Origin of the sequence: Bacillus sp. FSL R5-0443 (genome assembly GCF_038608285.1) — a bacterium.
Classification (GTDB): domain Bacteria; phylum Bacillota; class Bacilli; order Bacillales; family Bacillaceae; genus Bacillus; species Bacillus velezensis.
In genome coordinates this window covers 3,798,254-3,819,338 of sequence record NZ_CP152013.1, presented here as the reverse complement: position 1 = coordinate 3,819,338, position 21,085 = coordinate 3,798,254, and the positions used below count along the sequence as shown (strand labels likewise).

26 protein-coding genes and 1 pseudogene are annotated in these 21,085 nt (G+C 46.7%); 24 read left to right on the top strand and 3 right to left on the bottom strand.

Features of this window, described 5'->3' with window-relative positions:
• Nucleotides 1-150 precede the first annotated feature (150 nt).
• The 6 genes and pseudogenes from NYE28_RS19280 to NYE28_RS19255 form a co-directional block, all read left to right on the top strand.
• A pseudogene (locus NYE28_RS19280) lies at nucleotides 151-256 on the top strand (hypothetical protein); the annotation flags it as partial.
• A 99-nt stretch (nucleotides 257-355) separates the two neighbouring features.
• The gene (gene rho / locus NYE28_RS19275; protein ID WP_003151107.1) at nucleotides 356-1,642 is read left to right on the top strand and encodes a transcription termination factor Rho; all 1,287 of its coding nucleotides are present in this window, start codon (nucleotides 356-358) and stop codon (nucleotides 1,640-1,642) included.
• Nucleotides 1,643-1,763: 121 nt separating this feature from the next.
• Entirely contained in the window at nucleotides 1,764-1,964 is a 201-nt protein-coding gene (rpmE, locus tag NYE28_RS19270; RefSeq protein WP_003151132.1) for a 50S ribosomal protein L31, read from the top strand.
• An 84-nt stretch (nucleotides 1,965-2,048) separates the two neighbouring features.
• Nucleotides 2,049-2,633: a thymidine kinase gene (locus NYE28_RS19265; protein ID WP_150941480.1), complete on the top strand. Its 585-nt coding sequence runs from the start codon at nucleotides 2,049-2,051 to the stop codon at nucleotides 2,631-2,633.
• Between the two features lie 283 nt (nucleotides 2,634-2,916).
• On the top strand, nucleotides 2,917-4,614 hold the full coding sequence (gene malS / locus NYE28_RS19260) for an oxaloacetate-decarboxylating malate dehydrogenase (protein ID WP_007407609.1): 1,698 nt from the start codon (nucleotides 2,917-2,919) through the stop codon (nucleotides 4,612-4,614).
• An 86-nt stretch (nucleotides 4,615-4,700) separates the two neighbouring features.
• Nucleotides 4,701-5,657, top strand: coding sequence for an AEC family transporter (locus NYE28_RS19255; RefSeq protein ID WP_007407608.1), 957 nt, complete (start codon nucleotides 4,701-4,703; stop codon nucleotides 5,655-5,657).
• A 33-nt stretch (nucleotides 5,658-5,690) separates the two neighbouring features.
• On the opposite strand, the gene racA is transcribed toward NYE28_RS19255, so the two are convergent.
• Together racA and NYE28_RS19245 are read right to left on the bottom strand one after the other, a co-directional pair.
• Nucleotides 5,691-6,254: a chromosome-anchoring protein RacA gene (gene racA, locus NYE28_RS19250; protein WP_012118668.1), complete on the bottom strand. Its 564-nt coding sequence runs from the start codon at nucleotides 6,252-6,254 to the stop codon at nucleotides 5,691-5,693.
• A gap of 110 nt (nucleotides 6,255-6,364) precedes the next feature.
• A complete protein-coding gene (locus NYE28_RS19245; protein WP_015240761.1) occupies nucleotides 6,365-6,748 on the bottom strand; it encodes a VOC family protein in 384 nt (127 codons plus the stop codon).
• 111 nt (nucleotides 6,749-6,859) lie between these two features.
• Here NYE28_RS19245 and prfA point away from each other — a divergent pair, with 111 nt between their 5' ends.
• From prfA to NYE28_RS19230, 3 genes are all read left to right on the top strand, one after another.
• Complete coding sequence (gene prfA, locus NYE28_RS19240; RefSeq protein WP_003151139.1) at nucleotides 6,860-7,930, top strand: peptide chain release factor 1; 1,071 nt, start codon at nucleotides 6,860-6,862, stop codon at nucleotides 7,928-7,930.
• Nucleotide 7,931: 1 nt separating this feature from the next.
• Nucleotides 7,932-8,792: a peptide chain release factor N(5)-glutamine methyltransferase gene (gene prmC, locus NYE28_RS19235; protein WP_012118666.1), complete on the top strand. Its 861-nt coding sequence runs from the start codon at nucleotides 7,932-7,934 to the stop codon at nucleotides 8,790-8,792.
• Nucleotides 8,793-8,862: 70 nt separating this feature from the next.
• A complete protein-coding gene (locus tag NYE28_RS19230) occupies nucleotides 8,863-9,141 on the top strand; it encodes a DUF5316 family protein (protein ID WP_099567159.1) in 279 nt (92 codons plus the stop codon).
• Here NYE28_RS19230 and NYE28_RS19225 read toward each other — a convergent pair.
• Nucleotides 9,128-9,502, bottom strand: a complete 375-nt coding sequence (locus NYE28_RS19225) for a UPF0715 family protein (protein ID WP_003151143.1) — start codon at nucleotides 9,500-9,502, stop codon at nucleotides 9,128-9,130. The two genes, NYE28_RS19230 and NYE28_RS19225, sit on opposite strands and share 14 nt — an antisense overlap.
• Nucleotides 9,503-9,662: 160 nt before the next feature.
• Here NYE28_RS19225 and spoIIR point away from each other — a divergent pair, with 160 nt between their 5' ends.
• From spoIIR to atpA, 15 genes are all read left to right on the top strand, one after another.
• Complete coding sequence (gene spoIIR / locus NYE28_RS19220) at nucleotides 9,663-10,343, top strand: stage II sporulation protein R (RefSeq protein WP_337681139.1); 681 nt, start codon at nucleotides 9,663-9,665, stop codon at nucleotides 10,341-10,343.
• Nucleotides 10,344-10,413: 70 nt separating this feature from the next.
• On the top strand, nucleotides 10,414-10,857 hold the full coding sequence (locus tag NYE28_RS19215) for a hypothetical protein (RefSeq protein ID WP_007407603.1): 444 nt from the start codon (nucleotides 10,414-10,416) through the stop codon (nucleotides 10,855-10,857).
• Between the two features lie 156 nt (nucleotides 10,858-11,013).
• Nucleotides 11,014-12,054 (top strand): L-threonylcarbamoyladenylate synthase, encoded by a 1,041-nt coding sequence (locus tag NYE28_RS19210; protein ID WP_007407602.1) that lies wholly within the window; start codon nucleotides 11,014-11,016, stop codon nucleotides 12,052-12,054.
• A 68-nt stretch (nucleotides 12,055-12,122) separates the two neighbouring features.
• Nucleotides 12,123-12,680, top strand: a complete 558-nt coding sequence (locus tag NYE28_RS19205) for a manganese efflux pump MntP family protein (protein ID WP_015418417.1) — start codon at nucleotides 12,123-12,125, stop codon at nucleotides 12,678-12,680.
• 73 nt (nucleotides 12,681-12,753) lie between these two features.
• A complete protein-coding gene (locus NYE28_RS19200; protein WP_007407600.1) occupies nucleotides 12,754-13,209 on the top strand; it encodes a low molecular weight protein arginine phosphatase in 456 nt (151 codons plus the stop codon).
• 133 nt (nucleotides 13,210-13,342) lie between these two features.
• Nucleotides 13,343-13,792 (top strand): ribose 5-phosphate isomerase B, encoded by a 450-nt coding sequence (gene rpiB, locus NYE28_RS19195; RefSeq protein WP_003151149.1) that lies wholly within the window; start codon nucleotides 13,343-13,345, stop codon nucleotides 13,790-13,792.
• A gap of 13 nt (nucleotides 13,793-13,805) precedes the next feature.
• The gene (locus tag NYE28_RS19190) at nucleotides 13,806-14,348 is read left to right on the top strand and encodes a TIGR01440 family protein (RefSeq protein ID WP_308973324.1); all 543 of its coding nucleotides are present in this window, start codon (nucleotides 13,806-13,808) and stop codon (nucleotides 14,346-14,348) included.
• 147 nt (nucleotides 14,349-14,495) lie between these two features.
• Nucleotides 14,496-15,743 carry a serine hydroxymethyltransferase gene (glyA, locus tag NYE28_RS19185; protein WP_015418416.1) on the top strand — a complete coding sequence of 416 codons (1,248 nt, stop codon included), beginning with the start codon at nucleotides 14,496-14,498 and terminating at the stop codon, nucleotides 15,741-15,743.
• 134 nt (nucleotides 15,744-15,877) lie between these two features.
• Entirely contained in the window at nucleotides 15,878-16,507 is a 630-nt protein-coding gene (upp, locus tag NYE28_RS19180; RefSeq protein WP_003151154.1) for a uracil phosphoribosyltransferase, read from the top strand.
• A gap of 418 nt (nucleotides 16,508-16,925) precedes the next feature.
• Nucleotides 16,926-17,309 carry an ATP synthase subunit I gene (gene atpI, locus NYE28_RS19175; RefSeq protein WP_003151155.1) on the top strand — a complete coding sequence of 128 codons (384 nt, stop codon included), beginning with the start codon at nucleotides 16,926-16,928 and terminating at the stop codon, nucleotides 17,307-17,309.
• Between the two features lie 7 nt (nucleotides 17,310-17,316).
• The gene (gene atpB / locus NYE28_RS19170; protein ID WP_029325729.1) at nucleotides 17,317-18,051 is read left to right on the top strand and encodes a F0F1 ATP synthase subunit A; all 735 of its coding nucleotides are present in this window, start codon (nucleotides 17,317-17,319) and stop codon (nucleotides 18,049-18,051) included.
• A gap of 45 nt (nucleotides 18,052-18,096) precedes the next feature.
• Nucleotides 18,097-18,309, top strand: a complete 213-nt coding sequence (atpE, locus tag NYE28_RS19165; protein ID WP_003151167.1) for a F0F1 ATP synthase subunit C — start codon at nucleotides 18,097-18,099, stop codon at nucleotides 18,307-18,309.
• A 142-nt stretch (nucleotides 18,310-18,451) separates the two neighbouring features.
• The gene (gene atpF, locus NYE28_RS19160) at nucleotides 18,452-18,964 is read left to right on the top strand and encodes a F0F1 ATP synthase subunit B (RefSeq protein ID WP_003151168.1); all 513 of its coding nucleotides are present in this window, start codon (nucleotides 18,452-18,454) and stop codon (nucleotides 18,962-18,964) included.
• On the top strand, nucleotides 18,961-19,506 hold the full coding sequence (locus tag NYE28_RS19155; RefSeq protein ID WP_003151169.1) for a F0F1 ATP synthase subunit delta: 546 nt from the start codon (nucleotides 18,961-18,963) through the stop codon (nucleotides 19,504-19,506). The genes atpF and NYE28_RS19155 overlap by 4 nt, the downstream gene beginning before the upstream one ends.
• 16 nt (nucleotides 19,507-19,522) lie before the next feature.
• Nucleotides 19,523-21,031: a F0F1 ATP synthase subunit alpha gene (atpA, locus tag NYE28_RS19150; RefSeq protein WP_003151170.1), complete on the top strand. Its 1,509-nt coding sequence runs from the start codon at nucleotides 19,523-19,525 to the stop codon at nucleotides 21,029-21,031.
• The last annotated feature ends 54 nt before the right edge of the window (nucleotides 21,032-21,085 follow it).

Genomic DNA, 21,085 nt, shown 5'->3' with positions numbered 1-21,085 from the left:
AACCCTATCATTTATATGTCAAAGCATTATTTAAGTTGAATAATTTTTTGAAATGAGGTAAAAATAAAGAGTGCTGCGATTTTTCTGTGTCATTCCTTCTTTTGAGTACTGGGAAATTTTCAAATTCTACCGCATACAGACGATATAAATATTGATCTTCTCAAGTTTTTGTCCTCGCTTCCTTCAAAACTCATTAAGACATTCCTTTTTTAAAAAAGCGCCGATCATGGGTGGAAGTGTTACCGATAGAAGTTCCTGAACGTTTTATAAAAGAATGTGCTTTGGCGGAATCATGCGAAGCAGCCGATTTGAATGAAAACAGCAATACATTGACTATGAAAAGCGTGGTGTTTTTATGAAAGACGTATCTATTTCCTCTTTGGAAAATATGAAATTAAAAGAACTATATGAACTGGCCAGACATTATAAAATCTCCTACTACAGCAAACTGACTAAAAAAGAATTAATCTTTGCCATTCTGAAAGCCAACGCCGAGCAGGAGGATCTTCTGTTTATGGAAGGCGTGCTCGAAATCATCCAATCGGAAGGATTCGGCTTCCTCAGACCGATTAATTACTCGCCAAGCTCAGAAGACATCTACATTTCTGCTTCCCAGATCCGCCGCTTTGATTTAAGAAACGGTGACAAAGTATCCGGCAAGGTGCGTCCGCCGAAAGAAAACGAACGCTATTACGGACTTTTGCACGTTGAAGCGGTAAATGGAGATGATCCGGAATCTGCGAAAGAGCGCGTCCATTTTCCTGCGCTGACTCCGCTTTATCCGGACCGCCAAATGGTGCTTGAGACGAAACCGAATTATCTCTCAACAAGAATTCTCGATATGATGGCTCCCGTCGGTTTCGGCCAGCGCGGTCTGATCGTAGCGCCGCCGAAAGCCGGTAAAACCATGCTGTTGAAAGAAATCGCTAACAGCATTACGACAAATCAGCCTGACGCTGAATTGATTGTTCTCTTAATTGATGAAAGACCGGAAGAAGTAACGGATATTGAACGTTCCGTAGCGGGCGATGTCGTCAGCTCGACGTTCGATGAAGTGCCGGAAAATCACATTAAGGTAGCGGAGCTTGTGCTTGAACGGGCGATGCGTCTCGTTGAACACAAAAAAGACGTTATCATTCTGATGGACAGCATTACCCGCCTGGCACGGGCCTACAACCTCGTTATCCCGCCAAGCGGACGTACGCTTTCCGGCGGGATTGACCCGGCTGCGTTCCATCGTCCGAAGCGCTTTTTCGGTGCCGCGAGAAACATTGAAGAGGGCGGCAGCCTGACCATTTTGGCGACGGCGCTCGTAGACACGGGCTCCCGGATGGATGACGTCATCTATGAAGAGTTTAAAGGAACGGGCAACATGGAGCTTCACCTTGACCGTTCTCTTGCGGAAAGACGGATTTTCCCGGCGATCGATATCCGCCGCTCCGGCACACGGAAGGAAGAGCTGCTCGTGCCGAAAGAGCATCTTGACCGTCTATGGGCGATCCGCAAATCGATGTCTGATTCTCCGGACTTCGCAGAGAAGTTTATGAGAAAAATGAAAAAAACAAAAACGAATCAGGAATTCTTTGATCTGATCAACCAAGAATGGAAGCAGGCAAACCTTTCATCATCAGCCCGCCGCTGATAAAAAATGTATTTGCAAATGCAGTAAATGACTGATATAATTCTCTCATATGCGTTCCGGATTACTCCGGAATAATAACTCTGTTTCCACACGGGATTCAGGGCGGAAGGAGATGGATACAATGAAAGCAGGAATTCATCCTAATTTCAAAAAAGCAACAGTTAAATGCGCTTGCGGAAATGAATTTGAAACAGGCTCAGTAAAAGAAGAGGTACGCGTTGAGATTTGCTCTGAATGCCACCCATTCTACACTGGACGTCAAAAATTCGCTTCTGCTGATGGTCGTGTTGATCGCTTTAACAAAAAATACGGTCTTAAGTAATAATAGATTTTACAGGCAGGCAAGAATTGCTTCTTGCCTGTTTTTTATGCCCATAAACAGGAAAAAAAGGGGAGCGGATAGCCTATGTACATAATGAAGCAAAGCGGATGGCTTGAGCTGATATGCGGCAGCATGTTCTCTGGGAAATCAGAAGAGCTGATCCGCAGAGTGAAAAGAGCGACATATGCGAAGCAGGAGGTTAAGGTATTCAAACCTGCCATTGATAATCGCTACAGTGAGGAGGCCGTCGTTTCTCACAACGGCACATCCATGACAAGCCACGTCATCTCGTCTTCGGCTGAAATATGGGATCATATCAGTGAAAGCACCGACGTCATCGCGGTAGATGAAGTGCAGTTTTTCGGCGAATCGATCATCGGCGACTTATCCTTGCTTGCGGATAAAGGCTATCGTGTCATCGCGGCCGGACTTGATATGGATTTCCGGGGAGAGCCTTTCGGCGTGGTGCCGAATCTGATGGCGGTTGCCGAATCGGTGACGAAGCTGCAGGCGGTCTGCTCCGTTTGCGGGTCGCCGGCAAGCCGTACCCAGCGTTTGATTGACGGGAAGCCCGCTTCCTATGATGATCCGGTCATTTTAGTCGGCGCGTCGGAGTCATACGAAGCGAGATGCAGACATCATCACGAAGTGCCGAAAAAAACAGACTGATAAATAACCCTTTTCATGAAAACATCGGTAAAAAATCCGGTGTTTTTTTGACGTTTTTTCAAAAATTGTAGTTAAATAACTTAAAAAAGAGTATGAAAAAATTAAGTAATTTTCATCTCTTGAATTTTCATTTTTACAGGCATAAAATGACTAAGTAATGTAAATAGTTATGAGACATTGTTCGAATAATTGTCAAAAAAAGATATAGCAGATCGCGATCACACTAGCCAAAATGGGTAATTACTTAACTTTGTTAACTATTTGAAGAAAGAAGGAGATTTTCTTGAATAATATTAAAGTAACGAAGGAAGGCAACTTAGAAACTACTTTAAGAGGAAAAGAAGTTCTATCTATCCCTACTTTAAATAAAGGTGTTGCGTTTTCAGCAGAAGAAAGAAAAAGCCTTGGATTAGACGGGCTGCTTCCTCCGACAATTCTGTCTCTTGATGAGCAGGCAAAACGCGCATACGAGCAGTTTCAAGCTCAGCCGGACCGCCTTCGCCAAAACGTATATTTGAATGATTTGCAAAACCGTAACGAAGTTCTTTTCTTTAAATTGCTTCAAAACCATCTTCGTGAAATGCTGCCGGTTGTTTACACACCGACTGTCGGTGAAGCGATTCAAGAATACAGCCATGAGTACAGAAGACCTCAAGGGATTTACCTTTCTATCGATAACGTGGAAGGGATTGAAGAGGCATTTGAAAACCTTCATGCCACTGCCGGAGATATTGATCTGATCGTTGCGACAGACTCAGAAAGCATCCTCGGAATCGGTGACTGGGGTGTAGGCGGTATCAACATCGCCATCGGTAAATTAGCGGTATACACAGCTGCCGCCGGTATTGACCCAAGCCGTGTTATTCCTGTCGTTCTTGACGTCGGTACGAACAATGAAAAACTTCTGAACGATCCTTTATACATCGGTAACCGCCATGAACGTATCCAAGGCGAACGTTACGAAGCTTTCGTTGACGCTTATGTAAAAGCTGCGCTTAAATATTTCCCTAAAGCTCTTCTTCACTGGGAAGACCTTGGAAACAAAAACGCGCGCAATATCATGAAGAAATACAACCATGAAATTCTTACATTCAATGATGACATTCAAGGAACAGGCGCGATTACGCTTGCAGGTGTGCTTGCGGCTATGAAGAAAACAGGCGCGTCTATTAAAGACCAGCGTGTGGTTGTCTTCGGTGCGGGATCTGCCGGAATCGGAATCGCTGACCAAATCCGCGACACTATGGTGCTTGCCGGTCTTTCTGAAGAAGAAGCCAACAAAGCGTTCTACACAATGGACTACAGAGGCTTGTTAATTGAAGGTATGGAAAACATTCTTGATTTCCAAGAGCCGTACCTGCGCACAGCTGAAGAAATTAAAGATTGGAAACGCGATGAAAATGGACAAATTCCTTTCATTGAAGTGATCCGTCAAGCGAAACCGACAATCTTAATCGGTACATCAGGCCAAAGCGGCGCGTTCAGTGAAGAAATCGTCAAAGAAATGGCAAAACACGTTGAGCGTCCGGTCATCATGCCGATGTCTAACCCGACACCGCTTGCTGAAGCCGTTCCTAGCGATCTTTTCAAATGGACTGACGGCAAAGTGCTTGTGGCGACAGGAAGCCCGTTTGACAATGTAGAGTACAATGGCGTTTCTCATGAAATCGGACAATCTAACAACGCATTCGCGTTCCCTGGACTTGGTCTCGGTTCAATCGTTGTAGAAGCGAAAGTGATTACTCCTGCAATGTTTGCGGCAACTGCTGACGCAATCGCAGAAAGCGTTGATTTTGAAACACCGGGTGCAGGCCTTCTGCCGAGCATGAGCGACTTACAAGAAGTTTCAATTAAAGTTGCGATCGCCGTAGCGGAAACTGCCATTAAAGAAGGCGTGGCAAACCGCATTCCTGAAAATGTAGAACAAGCCGTTCTTGATGCAATGTGGAAACCGCAATATAAACAAGTTGTCGCTAAATAATTTTTACGATTAATTTTACAGTCCGAGGGAAAGCTTTTATGTAAAGGCTAAAGTATACGGACATTAAGGATTTGGAGGAGAACATTTTGAGCTTCTTAGATATTTTAATCCTCCTGGCGCCGATCTTTTTCGTGATCGTGCTGGGATGGTTCGCAGGTCGCTTCGGAAGTTATGACGCGAAGTCAGCAAAAGGGGTAAGCACCTTAGTTACGAAGTACGCGCTTCCGGCGCATTTTATCGCTAGTATTTTAACCACTTCAAGAAGTGCGTTTTTATCACAGGTTCCTTTAATGGTCGCTTTGATCATTGGGATTGTCGGATTCTTTATCGTCATTCTGTTGGTTTGCAAATTTATCTTTAAGTATGATTTAACGAATTCATCTGTATTTTCTTTAAACTCTGCACAGCCGACATTTGCTTTTATGGGTATTCCCGTACTAGGAAGCTTATTCGGAGCAAGCGAAGTAGCGATTCCTATCGCCGTTACGGGTATCGTGGTTAACGCCATCCTTGACCCGCTTGCGATCATTATCGCTACTGTCGGTGAGTCATCTAAGAAAAAAGACACTGAAAACGAGAACTTCTGGAAAATGACTGGTAAGTCTATTCTTCACGGTCTTTCCGAACCGCTTGCGGCTGCACCGCTTATCAGTATCATTCTGGTACTCTGCGGTGTAACACTCCCTGGCTTGGGAGAAAAAATGCTTGATCAGCTCGGAAGCACAACATCAGGTGTTGCGCTCTTCGCCGTCGGTGTAACTGTCGGTATCCGCAACATTAAGCTCAGTCTGCCGGCTTTCGGTATCGCTTTGTTAAAAGTTGCCGTTCAGCCTGCGCTGATGTACTTGATCGCTCTTGCAGTCGGACTTCCGGCTGACCAGATCACTAAAGCGGTATTGCTCGTTGCATTCCCTGGATCTGCGGTAGCGGCGATGATTGCCACACGTTTCGAAAAACAAGAGGAAGAAACTGCGTCCGCGTTCGTGATCAGTGCGATTTTATCTCTCATCTCACTGCCGATCATCATTGCGCTGACTGCATAATGAAAAGCTCCCTGTTTCAGGGAGCTTTTTTGATTAGAATTGAAATTTAAAAGGCGAAAATCTCGTTTTTTTTCTGGGTTTCTTATGTTCTGAAGAAGCGGCTGTTTCTGAGAGGGGAGCTGTCTGGGCAAGTTCCTGGATGCGGGAGGCCAATGTCTGCAATTCGGTATTGAGGTCGTCAATTTCCCGCCTGTGCTGAAGAAGCTGATAAGACACCCCTTCATCCGCCTTTTGTTTCAGCTGGCGTTCAAGCTCCTCTATCCTTGAAAGCAGATGGCTCTCACCTTGTTTCTCTTTCGTGAGAATGTCCAGTTTGCGCTCCAGCTCTGCCAATCTTTGTTCAGCGCCGCCATTGATTTTCGGACGCTGCAAAATGAAGCCCGTCCGTTTTTTCGGCTGCCGGGGCACTTGAACGTCCAGAAGGGCAGTGCCTTCAGAAATTTGCCGTTTGACCGATTTCAGCACATCAAGATCCTCAGGTGTAAAGGAATAATGTCCGAGCTCATTCCGTTCAGCCGGAAGATTCAGCTGCTTGACCCACCTTTGCACCGTTTTTGCGGAGACGCCGAGCTCTTTCGCGGCCATGTTTGTATTCATGATCACATACCTCCTTTTTGCTAGGTATTCGACCATGAGGCGGCGTTCCCTTCATGTTAGACAAAACAAGAAGGAATTCGCCAAAGAAAGCGGCATTTCTTCAAAAAACGTTACGCTTCATACAATTCAAGCGGAAGCTTGTCGGGATCAAAGAAAAAGGTATACCGTTTCCCCGTCAGCGGATCGGTTCTGATCGGTTCTGTGCCGACGCCCTTTTCCTTTAACTCCCTGACGGCTGCTTCAAGATCGTTTACGGTGAAGGCGAGATGCCGGAGACCCGCGGCTTCCGGTCTGGTCGGCCGTTCGGGCGGGTCGGGAAAGGAAAACAATTCAATCGCGTACGCGCCGTCCAGCGCAAGATCAAGTTTATAAGATCCGCGTTCCTTTCGGTATGTTTCTTTTATAATGCCGAAACCGAGAATCTCGGTGTAAAAAGCTTTCGACTTTTCATAATCAGAGCATATGATTGCTATATGGTGGATGGATTTCAGCATATCCGCCCCTCCTTTTTTGCTTCAGTATAACAGAGGCGAATTGCTTTTGACTGGCGATAAGCCCTATACTATAATGAGAATGTTACGCACAGGAAAACAGAGGTGAAGACCGTGTTAGACCGTTTACAGTCAATTGAACAACGATACGAAAAATTAAATGAGCTTTTAAGTGATCCGGAAGTGGTCAACGATCCGAAAAAGCTTAGAGAATATTCGAAAGAGCAATCTGATATACAAGAAACCGTTGAAGTCTATAGACAATACAGAGACGCATCAGAACAGCTTGCCGATGCGAAAGCGATGCTTGAGGAAAAGCTTGATGCCGATATGAGAGAAATGGTGAAGGAAGAAATCTCCGAACTGCAGGGAGAGACGGAAACCTTATCAGAGCGTTTGAAAGTGCTCCTCATCCCGAAAGACCCGAACGATGACAAAAACGTAATCATGGAGATCCGCGGAGCAGCGGGAGGAGAAGAAGCCGCGCTGTTTGCGGGAAATCTCTACAGAATGTACTCCCGTTATGCCGAAATCCAAGGCTGGAAGACTGAAGTCATGGAAGCAAACGTGACCGGAACAGGCGGTTACAAAGAAATCATCTTTATGATTACGGGAAAAGGCGCATACTCCAAGCTGAAGTATGAAAATGGCGCGCACCGCGTACAGCGTGTTCCGGAAACGGAATCAGGCGGCCGTATTCATACATCCACGGCGACGGTGGCGTGTCTTCCTGAAGCGGAAGAAGTAGAAGTGGACATCCACGAAAAAGACATCCGCGTCGATACATTCGCATCAAGCGGACCGGGCGGACAAAGCGTAAACACGACGATGTCGGCCGTACGCCTGACGCATTTACCGACCGGTGTCGTCGTATCCTGTCAGGATGAAAAATCTCAGATTAAAAACAAAGAAAAAGCGATGAAGGTGCTCCGCGCCAGAATCTATGACAAATTCCAGCAGGAAGCTCAGGCTGAATATGATCAGACCCGTAAATCAGCCGTCGGTTCAGGCGACCGTTCCGAGCGTATCCGCACATACAATTTCCCGCAAAACCGTGTGACGGATCACCGCATCGGCCTGACGATTCAAAAGCTGGATCAAATCCTGGAAGGCAAGCTTGATGAAGTGGTTGAAGCGTTAATCGTAGAAGACCAGTCAAGCAAGCTCCAGCAGGCGGAAAATTAAGATGAAGACCGTTTTTGAAGCCCTAAGCTGGGCTTCTTCTTATTTAACCGAAGCGGGAAGAGAAAAAAACGCGGCCGAGCTGCTGCTGTTAAATGATACCGGAATGGATCGGAGCAAGCTTCTCGCAAGTCTGCAGGAGGCCGTCGGCGAGGACGAGCTTTATCGTTTCAGGCGGCACGTGGAGATGCATAAAGAAGGTATTCCGATTCAATATATTATCGGGAAAGAACAGTTTTACGGCAGGGAATTTTTTGTGAATGACGATGTTCTCATTCCGCGTCCGGAAACGGAAGAAGTCGTCTTTCATCTGCTGGACAGACAGAAGCGGGCATTTTCCGAGGCAGAACGACTGAACGTCATTGATATCGGTACGGGGAGCGGTGCCATTGCGGTGACGCTCGCCCTTGAATGCGGACATTTTTCAGTATCGGCTTCGGATATTTCAAAAGAAGCGCTGCAGGTGGCGGAAAGAAATGCGCAAAACCTCGGAGCGGACGTCTGTTTTTTGCAGGGAGATCTGTTAACTCCTTTTATTTCATCAGGGAAAAAAGCGGATATTATTGTTTCCAATCCGCCGTATATTTCTGAAGAAGAAATGGCCGATTTGTCGGATATCGTCCGTTTCCATGAGCCGCTTCATGCTCTTACGGACGGCGGTGACGGTTTGAAATTCTACAAGCGGTTTATGGAGGAGCTGCCTCTTGTCATGAAAGATAAAGCGCTTGTCGTCTTTGAAATCGGATATAATCAGGGGAAAGCCGTGAAAGACCTGTTCCGTCATTCCTTTCCGAATGCGGAAGTGGAAGTCGTACAGGACATCAACGGAAAAGACAGAACCGTATCCGCGGTCATCACATCATGAAAAAAGCCCGCCGGTGACGCACACGGCGGGCTTTTGTTACAATGGAAAGAAAATGAAAGGGGCATCCGCCTTGAAAAAAGCGTTCGCCTTCGGATGTATACTCGCCGCCGCAGCTTATGCGGCGGGGGTTGTTCTGCCGTTTGGCGTTGACATCATTTTCGACGCCGTTACGGCTGTTCTTATCGTCACAGCGATCATCGTTTCCGGGTTGGCCGTAAGCGGAGCGGAGCAGCGGGCCAATTATCATTCTGAAACAGAAGAAGGACGGCACGCCCGTTTAAAGATGGCCGCCGTTTTCTTTTGCGCCGCTCTCCCTTCAGCCGGCTGTCTGCTGATTACGCTTCTGTAGCCGGATTTTGTCTTTGCAGCAATACGGAATCCCATACCCAATAGACGACGGCTGTTAAAACCGCAAAGATATAAAAGGCTGAATTAGAAAACAGAGATTGGCCTGACGGCTGCAAAAGACCGAAGATGATCCCGTTTGCAATGAATGACACCCCTAAATAATAAAGAAAATACAGCGGATGAAATCTCTTCGGCTTTTTATTCAGAAAGTATTGAAGCGGCAGCGCAAAAATCAAATAAGGAAACAAAAAATAAAACGCCATCGAAATGAAAGCCGCGATAATGAATTGATGAACATACAAAATAGAATAAATGACAGACATACATGCCGCCGACAGCAGCACGGTATAATTATATTTCATCTGAAAACCTCCTATCAAAATAATATCGTACCATATTTTGAATCTGTCAATGCAGATTATCAGCTTGCTAGATTTTTTTCTTCCCGCCGGTTTAAACCTTTTCCGTCATGTCCATAATGGGACTAGATAAAAAAAGCACGGAGAGGAACGGTGGGGACCGATGAAACAGACAATGATGATCTGCATATATATTTTTCTTTTATTATCAGGAGCGCTTGCGGGTTTGACAAAAGAAGAAACGGCGCGGGCATCAGCCGATGAGCCCGTCGTCATACCGGATGAAGCGATCCGGCTCAGAATTTTGGCCAACAGTGATAACGATGAGGATCAAAAGCTCAAGCGCCAGATCAGAGATGCTGTAAACAAGCAAATTACGGACTGGGTGAAAGATATCACTTCCATTGAAGAAGCGCGGCGGCTCATTCGTTCGAAGCTTCCTGAAATTAAAGAAATCGCCAAACAAACGATGAAAGAAAAGGGTGCGCATCAATCCGTTTCAGTTCAATTCAATAAAATCTCGTTTCCGACAAAGCTTTACGGCAATATGGTCTATCCGGCCGGAAAATATGAAGCGATTTTAATTACACTCGGCAATGGCGAGGGCGCCAACTGGTGGTGCGTCTTGTTTCCGCCGCTGTGCTTCCTTGATTTCTCAAACGGCGAAGCGGTGAAAGATCAGGAAGACGGCGGACAGAAGCAGGAAGAAACGCAGAAACAGACTAAAAAAGTGCTGGATGACGTAAAAACAAAGGCTGATAAAGCGAAGAAAGAAAATAAAGATGACGATGATACCGAAGTGAAGTTTTTCCTCATCGATTGGATTTCAGATCTATTTTCCTGAAGTAAAAGGCATAAATCCGGATTCGATTCATAGATTGGAAGAAAGAGTTGATCGAAACGGAGGGAAATATATGTTTTATCAGCTGAGAGTGGCAAGAGATCAAGATACGGAGGCACTGGAGGCCTTTTTGAAAAAGGCTGATACGGCACATGCGGAAATCGATCAGCAGATCAGCCGGTTTATCGTACTGGAAGACAGCGAAAAAATGATTGCCGCCTGTCTCGGGATCGAAAAATTCAGCGGCGGAAAAGGGCTTCTCCGTTCACTCGTCATGTCGGACAGGCTGAATCAAAGCCATATCGTTACACTGTTTCAAAGTATGGATGTGCTGTGCAAAAAACATGAGATTCAAGATGTCTACTTAGTCGCCAATCAGCCCTCATCTGCTGAGTTTCTGAATGTGATGGGATTTGAAGCGTGCGCCGATGCGCCTGATGAACTGTATACGTCCGAACATTTCCGCAACTCGTTATGCACAGAAGGTTCGTTTTTAATGGTGAAAACCTCTGCCTGATCTAACTTATACACAAGGTTATCCACTTATTAAAAAGTGTTGTCCACAGTTTGTGGATAACACTTGTTTTATTAAAGGACATCTTTTATACTTTCAAAAGGAATACACGAGAGAAAATAAAGTTTTACCGCTTTAAAATAAGGAGTTTGGTTATACATGAAAACAAGAAGATGGTTTGTGGATTGTTCCGCAGAATTATCCACAACCGATCCCCAGATTACACAAGCCGCGGAATTGCTGCGGCAGAATGAGGTTGTGGCTTTTCCGACAGAAACCGTTTACGGACTGGGCGCTAACGCTGAAAATACGGAAGCCGTAACGAAAATATATGAGGCGAAAGGAAGGCCGAGCGATAACCCGCTGATTGTGCATATATCCCATATCAGCCAGCTTGATCGTTTTATCAGCCATATTCCTGAGACGGCGAAAAAGCTTATGAAGCTATTCTGGCCGGGGGCGCTGACCCTTGTTCTGCCGTGTAAGCCCGGTGTGCTGTCACCCCGTGTCACCGCGGGACTTGAGACGGTAGCGGTCAGAATGCCTGATCATCCGGTAGCATTAGCCCTCATCAGCTCGGCCGGACTGCCGATCGCCGCGCCGAGCGCCAATTTATCAGGAAAACCGAGCCCGACGAAGGCCGAGCATGTAGCTCATGATTTAAACGGCCGCATTGCCGGTATTGTGGACGGCGGCGCGACGGGAATCGGAGTGGAATCAACCGTTCTGTCCTGTACGGGGAAACAGCCCGTGCTGCTTCGTCCGGGCGGCGTGACAAAAGAGCAGATTGAATCCGCCGCCGGTCCGGTTCTTGTGGATAAAGGGCTGACCGAAGAAGATGAGGTTCCTATTTCTCCCGGTATGAAATATACACATTACGCGCCTTCTGCGCCGATGGCTATTGCCGACGGCGGCGCCCGGAGAATTCAAGAACTGGCAGACGCATATAAAAGCCGGGGGAAACGAATCGGCATTCTGACAACAGAAGAGAACGCCGATAGTTACCAGGCTGATTATATCAAGGTCTGCGGCAGACGCGCCGACCTTGAAACAGTGGCGTCCGCCTTATACGATGCGCTCCGCAGCTTTGATGAAGCGGAAGTGGACATGATTATTTCTGAGTCCTTTCCGGATACCGGAGTGGGGCTTGCCATTATGAACAGGCTGATGAAAGCCGCAGGCGGCACCGTTATCCATTAACTTGTTCTACCCCTTATCGGACATGCATAAGCTAAACAAGCGGGCACGTCCAAGGGGGTTTTTATTTCATGTCGAATCTATTCATCGGGGAACTTGTCTCCTTAAGCATCATGGCATTTGCTTTGGGGACGGATGCCTTTTCCGTCGGGCTCGGAATGGGAATGATTCAGCTGAAGAAAAAACAGATTTTTCATATAGGGGTTGTCATCGGGCTGTTTCATGTCATGATGCCGCTTGCGGGAATGGCGGCCGGGCATCTGCTGTCCGGTTTTCTGGGGATGCTCGCCGTTTACATCGGCGGATCTCTTCTTTTCATTTTAGGGGTGCAGATGATCATCGCCGCGTTTAAACAATCAGACGGGCCGCTCATATCTCCGGCAGGCTCGGGACTGTTGCTGTTTGCGGTCGGTGTCAGTCTGGACAGCTTTTCTGTCGGGCTCAGTCTCGGGATGAACGGTTCCAATCCGTTTCTGGCCGTTACGCTGTTCGGGGTCTTCAGCACCGTTTTAACATGGGCGGGCCTTTTGGCGGGAAGAAAGGTGCAGTCGTGGCTCGGCTCCTACAGCGAAGCGCTTGGCGGAGCCATTTTGATCGGATTCGGATTGAAACTGCTTTTACCGATATAAGATACGTAAAAAAAGAAACGAAGATGCCGTTTCTTTTTTCTTCATTTATAATAGGCAGTAAGAGGTGACGGACATGAAAATAATCTTTGTATGTACAGGCAATACGTGCCGCAGTCCCATGGCTGAGGCTCTTTTTAAATCCATTGCAGAAACGAAAGGGCTGGACGTCAGCGTAAGTTCGGCCGGCGTATTCGCGTCTCCGAACGGAAAAGCGTCAGCCCATGCCGTAGAAGCGCTGTTTGAAAAACGGATCGCTCTCAATCACAGTTCATCTCCCTTATCGGAAGAACATATCGAGACGGCTGATCTGGTGCTGGCGATGACGGAACAGCACAAACAGCTGATTGAAGGCCGATATCAAAACAGTCAGGGCAAAGTCTTTACCATTAAAGAATACGTAACGGGAGAAAACGGCGATATCTCTGACCCGTTCGGCGGTCCGCTTGATGTTTATAAACAAACGCGGGACGAACTGGAGGAGCTGCTGACCCTTTTGGCTGATCAATTGCTTGACGGAAAAAGCAAGTAATCTGTCAGAAAATCTGCAAACAGGTCATTTGCAAAACGAATGTGAAAGAGTAGAATGAAATCAACGGATTTCGTAATAAAAAGGACAAGCACACTGGGCTGTCTTCGCCCAGCCACACCTAGGAGGTAAATGAATGAAAGTAGCTATTGCGTCAGATCACGGCGGCGTCCATATCCGCGAAGAAATAAAAAGTCTTTTGGATGAATTGCAGATTGAATACATTGATATGGGCTGTGAATGCGGCGCCGGCTCTGTCGATTATTCAGACTACGCTTTTCCGGTAGCGGAAAAAGTGGTGAACGGCGAAGCTGACAGGGGAATTTTAATTTGCGGCACAGGCATCGGCATGAGCATCTCCGCAAATAAGGTAAAGGGCATACGCTGTGCGCTTGCCCATGACACCTTCAGCGCAAAAGCGACGCGTGAACACAATGACACGAATGTTCTTGCGATGGGCGAACGCGTCATCGGCCCGGGGCTGGCGCGCGAAATCGCAAAAGTCTGGCTGACGACTGAATTTACGGGCGGCCGCCACGAACGGCGGATCGGCAAAATCGCAGATTACGAAGAAAAAAATCTGTAAGAGGTGCTGGACAATGGAAGAGATGAAGCAAAAATGGACGGACATGCTGACTGAGTTTCAAGAGCAGGCAGGACTGACGGACGGCAGTCTGCTGGTGATCGGGTGCAGTACAAGTGAAGCCGCCGGAAGCCGGATCGGCACCGCCGGAAGCGGGGATTGGGCTGAATTGATATACGGCGGACTTAACCGGTTTAAGGAAAAAACGGGTGTGCATCTTGCTTTTCAATGCTGCGAGCATTTAAACAGGGCGCTTGTCATTGAAGCGGAAACGGCCGAGCGGTTCAGGCTCCCCATTGTTTCAGCCGTCCCCGTCCCGAAAGCGGGCGGAGCGATGGCCTCTTATGCATACCGGCAGATGCGTTCTCCCGTGCTCGCTGAATCGATTCAGGCTGACGCCGGGATTGACATCGGCGATACGTTCATCGGCATGCATCTGAAACCCGTTGCCGTCCCTGTCCGGATATCAAGCCGTGAGCTTGGAGAAGCACATGTGACGATGGCCCGGACAAGACCGAAGCTGATAGGCGGAATTCGCACCGTTTATGAATGCGAATGATGAAAATGCTTTTCCTGTATAATGTTCGTGTTTTCTAATTAAATTTTGTGATTTTTTTAAATAAGCTGTTACATTCACCTGAAAAACCATGTACAATAAGGGTGGTAAAAATAAAGAACAGGAAACGGATAGGAGAGGATCTCGCTGATGAAACATTTACCTGTACAAGACAAACAAGTGTTTAACGCCATCAAAGATGAGCGTAAGCGTCAACAGACTAAGATCGAATTAATTGCTTCTGAAAACTTCGTGACGGAAGCAGTAATGGAAGCACAAGGCTCTGTTTTAACAAACAAATATGCTGAAGGCTACCCCGGCAAACGCTACTACGGCGGCTGTGAGCATGTTGATGTCGTTGAGGACATCGCCCGCGACCGCGCGAAAGAGATTTTCGGAGCTGAGCATGTAAACGTTCAGCCGCACTCAGGCGCTCAGGCGAACATGGCTGTTTACTTCACGATTTTAGAGCACGGCGACACGGTGCTCGGGATGAACCTCTCCCACGGCGGCCACTTAACACACGGAAGCCCGGTTAATTTCAGCGGTGTTCAATACAACTTTGTAGAATACGGTGTCGATAAAGACACGCAATATATAGATTATGAAGATGTGCGTGAAAAAGCGCTGGCGCATAAGCCGAAACTCATCGTTGCCGGAGCGAGCGCGTACCCCCGCACGATCGACTTTAAAAAATTCCGCGAAATCGCTGATGAAGTCGGCGCTTACTTCATGGTAGACATGGCGCATATCGCGGGTCTTGTCGCAGCCGGTCTTCATCCGAATCCGGTTCCTTACGCTGACTTTGTAACGACAACGACTCACAAAACACTTCGCGGACCCCGCGGAGGAATGATCCTTTGCCGTGAAGAGTTCGGCAAAAAGATTGATAAATCCATTTTCCCGGGAATCCAAGGCGGACCGCTTATGCATGTCATCGCGGCCAAAGCCGTTTCTTTCGGAGAAGTGCTTGAAGATGATTTCAAAACATATGCGCAAAACGTCATCTCGAACGCGAAGCGCCTGGCTGAGTCTCTGAACAAAGAGGGCATTCAGCTCGTATCAGGCGGAACGGATAACCACCTTGTGCTTGTCGACCTCCGTTCTCTCGGTCTGACCGGAAAAGTCGCTGAACACGTTCTTGATGAAATCGGCATTACATCTAATAAAAACGCGATCCCTTACGATCCGGAAAAACCGTTCGTCACAAGCGGAATCCGCCTCGGTACGGCAGCTGTGACAAGCCGCGGCTTTGACGGTGACGCGCTTGAAGAAGTCGGCGCCATCATCGGCCTCGCGCTGAAACATCATGAAGACGAAGCAAAACTTGAAGAAGCGAGACAGCGCGTATCTGCCTTGACTGAAAAGTTTCCTTTATATAAAGAACTGGACTATTAATAAGGAAGAAACCCGACGGAACCTTAATCCGGCGGGTTTTTTTATGATTTTCTTGAAACTGTTTGTCTTTTTCTGTAGAATCAATAGAAGTGTGAAAAAGTCACTCGGACAACAAAAAAGGAGCTGAACACAGTATGGGAAAGGTTTACGTATTTGATCATCCTTTAATCCAGCATAAACTGACATATATTCGGAATGAAAATACAGGCACAAAGGATTTCAGAGACCTTGTGGACGAAGTCGCGTCACTGATGGCGTTTGAAATTACACGTGATCTTCCTCTTAAAGAAGTGGAAGTGAAAACACCTGTTCAAACAGCGACATCCAAAGTGATTTCAGGGAAGAAACTCGGTATCGTGCCGATCCTGAGAGCGGGTCTCGGAATGGTTGACGGCATGCTGAAATTAATCCCGGCCGCTAAAGTGGGACATGTCGGATTATACCGTGATCCGGAAACCTTAAAACCGGTGGAATACTATGTCAAGCTTCCTTCTGATGTAGAAGAACGCGAATTTATTGTCGTGGATCCGATGCTTGCTACGGGAGGCTCTGCGGTGGAAGCGATAAACAGCCTGAAAAAGCGCGGCGCGAGAAACATTCGTTTTATGTGTCTTGTAGCGGCTCCGGAAGGCGTGGAAGAGCTGCAGAAACACCATTCTGACGTTGATATTTACATCGCCGCCCTTGATGAAAAACTGAATGAAAAAGGCTATATCGTTCCGGGCCTCGGTGACGCGGGTGACAGACTGTACGGAACCAAATAAATCGGAAAACCTCATTCAGGGGTTTTCTTTTTTTATCCAGATATTTGCTGAATGGGCAGAGTTCATACATTTATAGGTGAAATTGTGAACATTCTGTGTATGCTTTCGGTATAAAAAGTTTTTTAACTTTAAACAGATTGACACATGTTAGGGGCTATTGTATGCTAAACGAGGGTATTATGAGAAGGTTTTCATTCCTTTCATTTCTAGTATCCATCCTCATTTTAAATCCTCCAAAAAAACCCGTTATATGAGGATTTATCTAAGCGAATGAAACAGCATCCCGTGGCATCAGGAGGATGAGTGGTTTTTTCGAACAGGCCGTTTTGCGGACAAAAAAGGCCTTCTGCAAGGGTTAACCGCATGTTTTGCCGTATCCAGGAATTATATTACATTTTCATCAGGAGACAGATAGTTGATGGACGATCCCAATCTTACATTCAGCAGACAACGGAGATATGTATTTGTGATCTTAGCAATCTATTTGCTGGGATATGGTCTTACGGCGTATAAAACTGTTTTTCTAGGCCTCTTTTTGGGAACTGTTTTCAGTTTGTTTAATTTGTGGCTCTTGACCAGAAGAATGAATGCTTTTGACAAGGCCGTGGCGAAAGGAAAGTCCATACGATCACTCGGGAGCGCAGCGCGTTGGTGCAATGCGATACTTGCGATGGCTGTCGCCTTTAAATATCCCGATAAAGTCAGTGTGGCAAGTGTGATTATTGGATTAATGACAATTTATCCCGTCATTATGATAGATTCCATTATTCAGCTCAAACGTTCATCAATGGAAGAGAGGTGAAAACCCATTGAATCACGATTACAGAACTATGGATTTGTTTGGTCTTACTTTTAATCTGACAAACATTCTGATGATTACTGTGGCAAGTGTGATTGTGCTGCTGATTGCGATTCTCACTACGAGAACGCTGTCCATCCGTCCAGGAAAAGCCCAGAACTTCATGGAATGGATTGTTGATTTTGTCCGCAATATTATAGGCAGTACAATGGATTTAAAAACAGGGGCTAACTTCTTGGCGCTTGGTGTAACCTTGCTGATGTACATATTTGTATCAAATATGCTGGGGCTGCCGTTTTCTGTAACGGTCGGACACGAGCTTTGGTGGAAATCACCGACGGCCGATCCGGCTATTACTCTGACTCTAGCCGTTATGGTTGTGTCGTTAACGCACTATTACGGCGTGAAGATGAAAGGTTTGAAGGAATACTCTAAGGATTACCTCAGACCGGTTCCGCTTATGTTCCCGATGAAGATCATTGAGGAGTTTGCGAATACGCTGACACTCGGACTTCGTCTTTACGGTAACATTTTCGCCGGGGAAATTCTTCTTGGCCTGCTTGCAAATCTGGCGACGAATTTCTACTCTAACAGCTTCTTTCTCGGTTTGGTCGGCACAGTCGGAGCCATTCTTCCGATGCTTGCATGGCAGGCGTTCAGCTTGTTCATCGGTACCATCCAGGCATTTATCTTTACGATGCTGACGATGGTGTACATGTCACACAAAATCAGTCATGATCATTAAAATCATATATCCATTCGGATAACATTTTAAAGGAGGAACTTTTTCATGAATTTAATAGCAGCTGCAATTGCAATCGGTTTAGGTGCACTTGGTGCAGGTATTGGTAACGGTCTGATCGTTTCACGTACGGTAGAGGGAATCGCCCGTCAGCCGGAAGCAGGAAAAGAACTTAGAACTCTTATGTTCATGGGTATCGCTTTGGTTGAGGCCCTTCCGATTATCGCTGTCGTTATCGCGTTCTTAGCGTTCTTTGGCTAAGCAAAAAAGCCTTATATGAACTAAAAATGGCGAAGATCACTCTAAGAGAACCTTCGCCATTGCTTTATGTCTGATAAGCAGGCCGTCCCGAAACGGCTTTTTATCAGCAGAGAAAACCTGCAGAAGGGAGTTGCCGTAGTAGATGTCTCAATTACCTCTTGAATTAGGACTGTCGTTTAACGGCGGAGATATCCTATTCCAATTGTTAGCTATGTTAGTTTTATTAGCGCTTCTCAAGAAATTCGCTCTTGGACCGCTATTAAATATAATGAAACAGCGTGAAGATCATATCGCCGGCGAAATTACGTCCGCTGAAGAAAGAAATAAAGAAGCGCAGAAGCTGATTGAAGAGCAGCGCGTTCTTTTAAAAGAAGCGAAACAGGAATCACAATCACTCATTGAAAATGCGAAAAAACTGGGTGAAAAGCAGAAGGAAGACATTATCCAGGCTGCACGCGCCGAGTCTGAAAGATTGAAAGAAGCGGCGAGAACCGAAATTGTTAAAGAAAAAGAACAAGCGGTTTCCGCACTTCGCGAGCAAGTCGCATCACTTTCTGTCTTAATCGCATCGAAAGTGATTGAAAAAGAGCTTGATGAACAAGCCCAGGAACAACTGATTCAGGACTATCTTAAAGAGGTAGGAGAAAGCCGATGAGTGGATCTGCTGTCTCTAAACGATACGCGTCAGCGCTTTTCGACATTGCCGTTGAGACTTCTCAAATCAATGAAATCGAAGAAGAGCTTACCGTACTAAAAGAAGTGTTCCGGAACGAAGCCGGATTACAGGAAGTGTTAAGCCATCCGAAGGTATCGGCCGCTAAGAAAAAAGAGCTGATTCAGCAATCGTTCGGCGCACTGTCTGAGTCTGTGCTGCATACGATTTTTCTTCTGATTGACCGCCGCCGGTCTTCGATTGTGCCTGATCTCACAGACGAGTTTATCAAACTTGCCAATCAGGCCCGTCAGACAGAGGACGCGGTTGTTTATTCAGTAAAACCGCTGTCAGAAGCGGAAATGTTATCATTGTCTCAAGTGTTTGCAAAAAAAGCCGGAATCGCTTCGCTCAGAATCAGAAATGAAGTGCAGACGGATTTAATAGGCGGCATTAAAGTCCGCATTGGAAACCGGATATATGACGGAAGCGTAAGCGGAAAGCTTGAGCGCATGGAACGTCAACTTGCCGGAGGAAATCGATAGAAGGGGTGAAACCTAAGTGAGCATCAAAGCTGAAGAGATTAGCACGCTGATAAAGCAGCAAATTCAAAATTACCAATCTGAAATTGAAGTTCATGACGTAGGTACAGTCATCCAAGTCGGAGACGGTATTGCGCGTGTGCACGGCCTTGACAATTGTATGGCCGGTGAACTTGTTGAGTTTTCAAACGGCGTTTTGGGTATGGCTCAAAACCTTGAAGAATCCAACGTAGGTATCGTTATCTTAGGACCTTACAGAGATATCCGTGAAGGTGATGAGGTCAAAAGAACGGGCCGCATCATGGAAGTTCCTGTAGGTGAAGAATTAATCGGACGTATCGTCAACCCGCTCGGACAGCCGGTAGACGGACTGGGTCCGATTCTGACAAGCAAAACACGTCCGATCGAAAGCCAGGCTCCAGGCGTAATGGACCGTAAATCGGTACATGAGCCGCTGCAAACGGGTATCAAAGCGATCGACGCGTTAATTCCGATCGGCCGCGGACAGCGTGAGCTGATTATCGGTGACCGTCAGACAGGTAAAACATCTGTTGCGATTGATACAATCTTAAACCAAAAAGATCAAGACATGATCTGTGTGTACGTAGCGATCGGCCAGAAAGAATCTACAGTGCGCGGCGTAGTGGAAACACTTCGTAAGCATGGCGCGCTTGATTACACGATTGTCGTGACGGCGTCCGCTTCACAGCCGGCTCCGCTTCTGTACCTTGCACCGTATGCAGGGGTGACAATGGGTGAAGAATTCATGTACAACGGCAAGCACGTTCTCGTCGTATATGATGATTTATCCAAACAAGCGGCCGCTTACCGTGAGCTGTCATTGCTTCTTCGCCGTCCGCCGGGCCGTGAAGCATTCCCTGGGGATGTATTCTATCTTCACTCCCGTCTGCTTGAGCGCGCAGCCAAGCTGAGTGACGCAAAAGGCGCAGGTTCAATTACGGCGCTGCCGTTCGTCGAAACACAAGCAGGAGATATCTCCGCTTATATCCCGACAAACGTCATTTCCATTACTGACGGACAGATTTTCCTTCAATCCGACCTATTCTTCTCAGGCGTGCGTCCTGCGATCAATGCCGGATTATCCGTATCCCGTGTCGGCGGATCAGCCCAAATCAAAGCGATGAAAAAGGTAGCGGGAACATTGCGTCTTGACCTGGCTTCATACCGTGAACTTGAAGCGTTCGCCCAATTCGGATCTGATCTTGACCAGGCGACTCAGGCGAAACTGAACCGCGGTGCGCGTACAGTTGAAGTGCTGAAGCAAGACTTGAATAAACCGCTTCCGGTTGAAAAACAGGTAGCCATTCTTTATGCGCTGACAAAAGGATATCTTGATGATATTCCGGTTGCGGATATCAGACGTTTTGAAGAAGAGTACTACATGTACCTTGATCAAAACCATAAAGATCTGCTTGACGGCATTGCGAAAACAGGAAACCTTCCTGCTGATGAAGACTTCAAAGCTGCAATCGAAGGCTTCAAACGCACATTTGCACCAAGCAACTAACCCTTAGAAGATGAGAGAAAAAGGTTCTCTTTTTCTCTCTTTTTACGCAAATGA